We start from the raw sequence: 3,301 nt of genomic DNA on the forward strand, positions 1-3,301 counted from the left end.
GTCGCGGAAATTCTCGGGCTCGAGCGAATGCGTGTCAGCGTCAAGGCGACGACCAGCGAGGGTCTCGGCTTTACCGGACGCGGCGAAGGTATTGCGGCACAAGCTATCGCCACGTTGATATTCGAATGAGCCGTTTTTTCGCCCTGCCCGTCGGACTTGTCTTTTACCATCCGGTGGTGCTGGTAGCGACATGGTTCGGTGCCGGACTTATCCGCCCCGGGCCCGGCACATGGGGATCGCTCGCTGCGGTTCCCTTCGCTTTCGCCATCGTCCATTTTCTCGGCGCAACAGTTCTCGCTTTTACGGCCCTCGTCGTTTTCATCGTCGGCATATGGGCCTCGTCACGATACTGCGTCGCCGCCGGGACAGAAGACGCCTCGGAGGTCGTAGTCGACGAGGTCGCCGCGATGTGGCTCGTATTTGCGGCGCTGCCGATGTCTCCGATCAACTGGCTCGCGGGCTTTGCATTGTTCCGAATTTTCGACATCTGGAAACCTTGGCCGATCCGCATCGTCGAACGGCGCTTCAAGAGCGGGCTCGGTGTTATGGCCGATGATGTCGTCGCAGCGATTTATGCGGTAATTACCTTTATCTTTCTCGACATTTTGATCATGGTCGCGTTATGAGCATCTTTCCACGCCGTCTGGTTCACCTCGCCGAACTAACTCTGGCCGATGCGCGCGAGGCGAAGCTGAAAATCGTGACCGCCGAATCCTGCACGGGTGGACTGATCGCCGGGCTCCTGACCGAGATCGCCGGGTCGTCTGAGGTCGTGGAGCGCGGGTTTGTTGTCTACTCGAACGAAGCCAAGCGCGACATGCTGGATGTACCGGGTGACCTCATCGCCGATTTCGGCGCTGTATCGGAGCCTGTGGCACGCGCGATGGCCGAGGGAGCGCTCAAGAACTCGCGTGCCCATATCGCTGTCTCTGTGACCGGCGTCGCAGGTCCCGGCGGCGGCACACCGATGAAGCCGATCGGCCTTGTTCATTTCGGCGCCGCCCGAACCGGCCGAAGCATCATTCACGAGGTGCAGCGTTTCGGCGATATCGGTCGTGAAGAAATCCGTATCAAGAGCGTCGAATCCGCACTCAACCTTGTGCGACGAATGATATAAAGCAATCTATTCCGTTGAGGCAGCCGGCGGACCGAAGGCCGACATACGGTTTGCGCCATGCAGCGCATCGGCGCGGTCAATAAAAGCTTCCATCATGCGACCGAACGCCTTGGCAAAGACCGCGTTCATCATCTTCTGCAACATGCGACTGCGAAACTCGAAGTCGATGAAGAAGTGAATGCGTGTACCGCCGTCTGCCAGCGGTTCAAATTGCCACTTGTTGTGGAGATAGTTGAACGGCCCTTCGACATAGGCAACGTCGATCAGACGTGCCGTCCGGTCAAGCGTGACCTTGCTCGTAAAGCGCTCGCGAAAAAGCTTGTAGGAAACGATCAACTCGGCAATCAAAATTTCCTTGCCGTCCACTGTTTCACGGCGACGGATACGCGCGCCGCCACACCAGGGCAGAAACTCGGGATATCGCTCGATGCCAGCGACCAGCGCGAACATGTCGTCGGCCGCGTGAGGGACATCGCGGGTTTGTTCGTGGGCGGGCATCGAACCTCTAGGACCGCGAACGCATGGCGTTGCGTGCGGCACTCAATCGAGCAAAGTCTTCATCTGCGTGGTAGGAGGAGCGAGTGAGCGGGCTCGACGAGACCAGCAAGAAACCCTTGGTGCGGGCGATCGTTTCGTAGGATTTGAATTCGTCCGGCGTCACGAAACGATCGACGGCGGCATGCTTGCGTGTCGGTTGAAGATACTGGCCGATAGTCAGGAAATCGATACTGGCCGTGCGCATGTCATCCATCACCTGCAGAACCTCCTCGCGCGTCTCACCAAGGCCGACCATGACACCGGACTTGGTGAATATCGTCGAATCGATTTCCTTGACGCGTTGGAGCAATCGCAACGAATGAAAATAGCGTGCGCCGGGGCGGACGTTCAGATAGAGGCGCGGTACGGTTTCGAGATTATGATTGAAGACATCGGGTCGAGCCGCCACGACCATTTCGAGAGCTCCATCCTTGCGCAGGAAATCGGGCGTGAGAATCTCGATGGTGGTACCGGGGGCGCGGCGACGGATCGCCTCGATAACCTCGACAAAATGGCGTGCGCCGCCATCGGCGAGATCATCACGATCAACCGAGGTGATAACGACATGGCGCAAACCAAGCTTCGCGACGGCGTTGGCGACGTTTTCCGGTTCTTCCGCATCGAGCGCCGCCGGCAGACCGGTCTTGACGTTGCAGAAAGCGCAGGCGCGGGTGCAGGTGTCACCCATGATCATCATGGTGGCGTGCTTCTTCGTCCAGCACTCGCCGATGTTCGGGCAACCGGCCTCCTCGCAGACGGTGACGAGATTGTTTTCGCGGACGATCCGCCTGGTCTCCGTGTAGACCGGCGAACCCGGCGCCTTGACGCGAATCCATTCCGGCTTGCGCAGGATTGGCGTATCGGGCCGGCGGACCTTCTCGGGGTGCCGCGGCCGCCCACTGGCCGCCTTCAGCGTGTCAATGACCGTGACCATGATCTTGCTCAGATGTTCTTGTCAGGACATGGATAGACGCTCGGCCCGATTCAAGCAAATCCGCCCAAAACAGGGGGATATTTCCCTTACTCCAGCTGATCCATATCATAGAGCCCGCCGACGACCTGAAGGCCGGTTTCGGCGCGTACCGGCAGGTAGACAGCCTCAAAATACGCATACTCGAGATCGACGCCGAGGAAACGACCGCGCAGCACGGCCGGCTTCCGTTCGTTCATAACCCGGTTGTGAAGAGCTATCTGTATAGCGGCCATCTGAGGCGCGTAACATGCGGAAAAGAGCCTGCCGGTAAACGGCATGCCGAGGCGCTGTTCGTTTGCCACACCGATCAGCCGGTAGCGCATGTCGGCGCCGTCATCGACCGGCTCGACAACAAACATGCCCCCCATGAGCTTCGGCATATCGAGCGGGTTGAAGTCGCGACGGAGCGTCAAGCCGTCCGGCTGACGCCGGGCACGCCAGTAGTCGAGCAGAATGCGACACTTTGGATGTTCGGGATCCGCCGCCTCGACCACATCGTGATCGATGCCCGCTTCACCGGGTTTCCCCGCCGGACGGATTTCGAGATCAATCGCCACTGTCCACCTCCAACGGCCAAGCGTAGGACGGCGTGGGTTAAGCAATTGCTATTTTTCCCAACAATCAGACAAGACCAAGGCGCTCCAACTGGGCCTCAGGAGCATTAACTTCCACCA

General features: G+C 59.1%; 6 protein-coding genes. 3 read left to right on the forward strand and 3 right to left on the reverse strand.

What is annotated here, in order from left to right; all coding sequences use genetic code 11:
* From WEB61_RS06690 to WEB61_RS06700, 3 genes are all read left to right on the forward strand, one after another.
* Positions 1-129 (forward strand): 2-C-methyl-D-erythritol 2,4-cyclodiphosphate synthase (locus tag WEB61_RS06690; protein WP_368063562.1); only part of this gene is annotated, 129 nt, incomplete at its 5' end.
* Positions 126-626 (forward strand): phosphatidylglycerophosphatase A, encoded by a 501-nt coding sequence (locus WEB61_RS06695; protein WP_368063556.1) that lies wholly within the window; start codon positions 126-128, stop codon positions 624-626. The genes WEB61_RS06690 and WEB61_RS06695, both read left to right, overlap by 4 nt.
* Complete coding sequence (locus tag WEB61_RS06700; RefSeq protein WP_368063557.1) at positions 623-1,117, forward strand: CinA family protein; 495 nt, start codon at positions 623-625, stop codon at positions 1,115-1,117. The genes WEB61_RS06695 and WEB61_RS06700 overlap by 4 nt, the downstream gene beginning before the upstream one ends.
* 6 nt (positions 1,118-1,123) lie before the next feature.
* Here the strand turns inward: WEB61_RS06700 and WEB61_RS06705 are convergent, their stop codons facing one another.
* The 3 genes from WEB61_RS06705 to WEB61_RS06715 all read right to left on the reverse strand — a co-directional run bounded on the left by WEB61_RS06705 (position 1,124) and on the right by WEB61_RS06715 (position 3,184).
* Positions 1,124-1,615, reverse strand: coding sequence for a type II toxin-antitoxin system RatA family toxin (locus WEB61_RS06705; protein ID WP_368063558.1), 492 nt, complete (start codon positions 1,613-1,615; stop codon positions 1,124-1,126).
* A gap of 7 nt (positions 1,616-1,622) precedes the next feature.
* Positions 1,623-2,588, reverse strand: coding sequence for a lipoyl synthase (gene lipA / locus WEB61_RS06710; protein WP_368063559.1), 966 nt, complete (start codon positions 2,586-2,588; stop codon positions 1,623-1,625).
* Positions 2,589-2,674: 86 nt separating this feature from the next.
* On the reverse strand, positions 2,675-3,184 hold the full coding sequence (locus WEB61_RS06715; protein ID WP_368063560.1) for a PAS domain-containing protein: 510 nt from the start codon (positions 3,182-3,184) through the stop codon (positions 2,675-2,677).
* Positions 3,185-3,301: the final 117 nt, after the last annotated feature.

It is taken from the genome of Parvibaculum sp., assembly GCF_040882025.1.
Classification (GTDB): Bacteria; Pseudomonadota; Alphaproteobacteria; order Parvibaculales; family Parvibaculaceae; genus Parvibaculum.

Excerpts from the sequence above, each read along its gene's own strand:
- WEB61_RS06705 (WP_368063558.1), bottom strand. The coding sequence starts at position 1,615 with ATGCCCGCCCACGAACAAACCCGCGATGTCCCTCACGCGGCCGACGAC.
- WEB61_RS06695 (WP_368063556.1), top strand. The coding sequence starts at position 126 with ATGAGCCGTTTTTTCGCCCTGCCCGTCGGACTTGTCTTTTACCATCCG.
- WEB61_RS06700 (WP_368063557.1), top strand. The coding sequence starts at position 623 with ATGAGCATCTTTCCACGCCGTCTGGTTCACCTCGCCGAACTAACTCTG.
- lipA (WP_368063559.1), bottom strand. The coding sequence starts at position 2,588 with ATGGTCACGGTCATTGACACGCTGAAGGCGGCCAGTGGGCGGCCGCGG.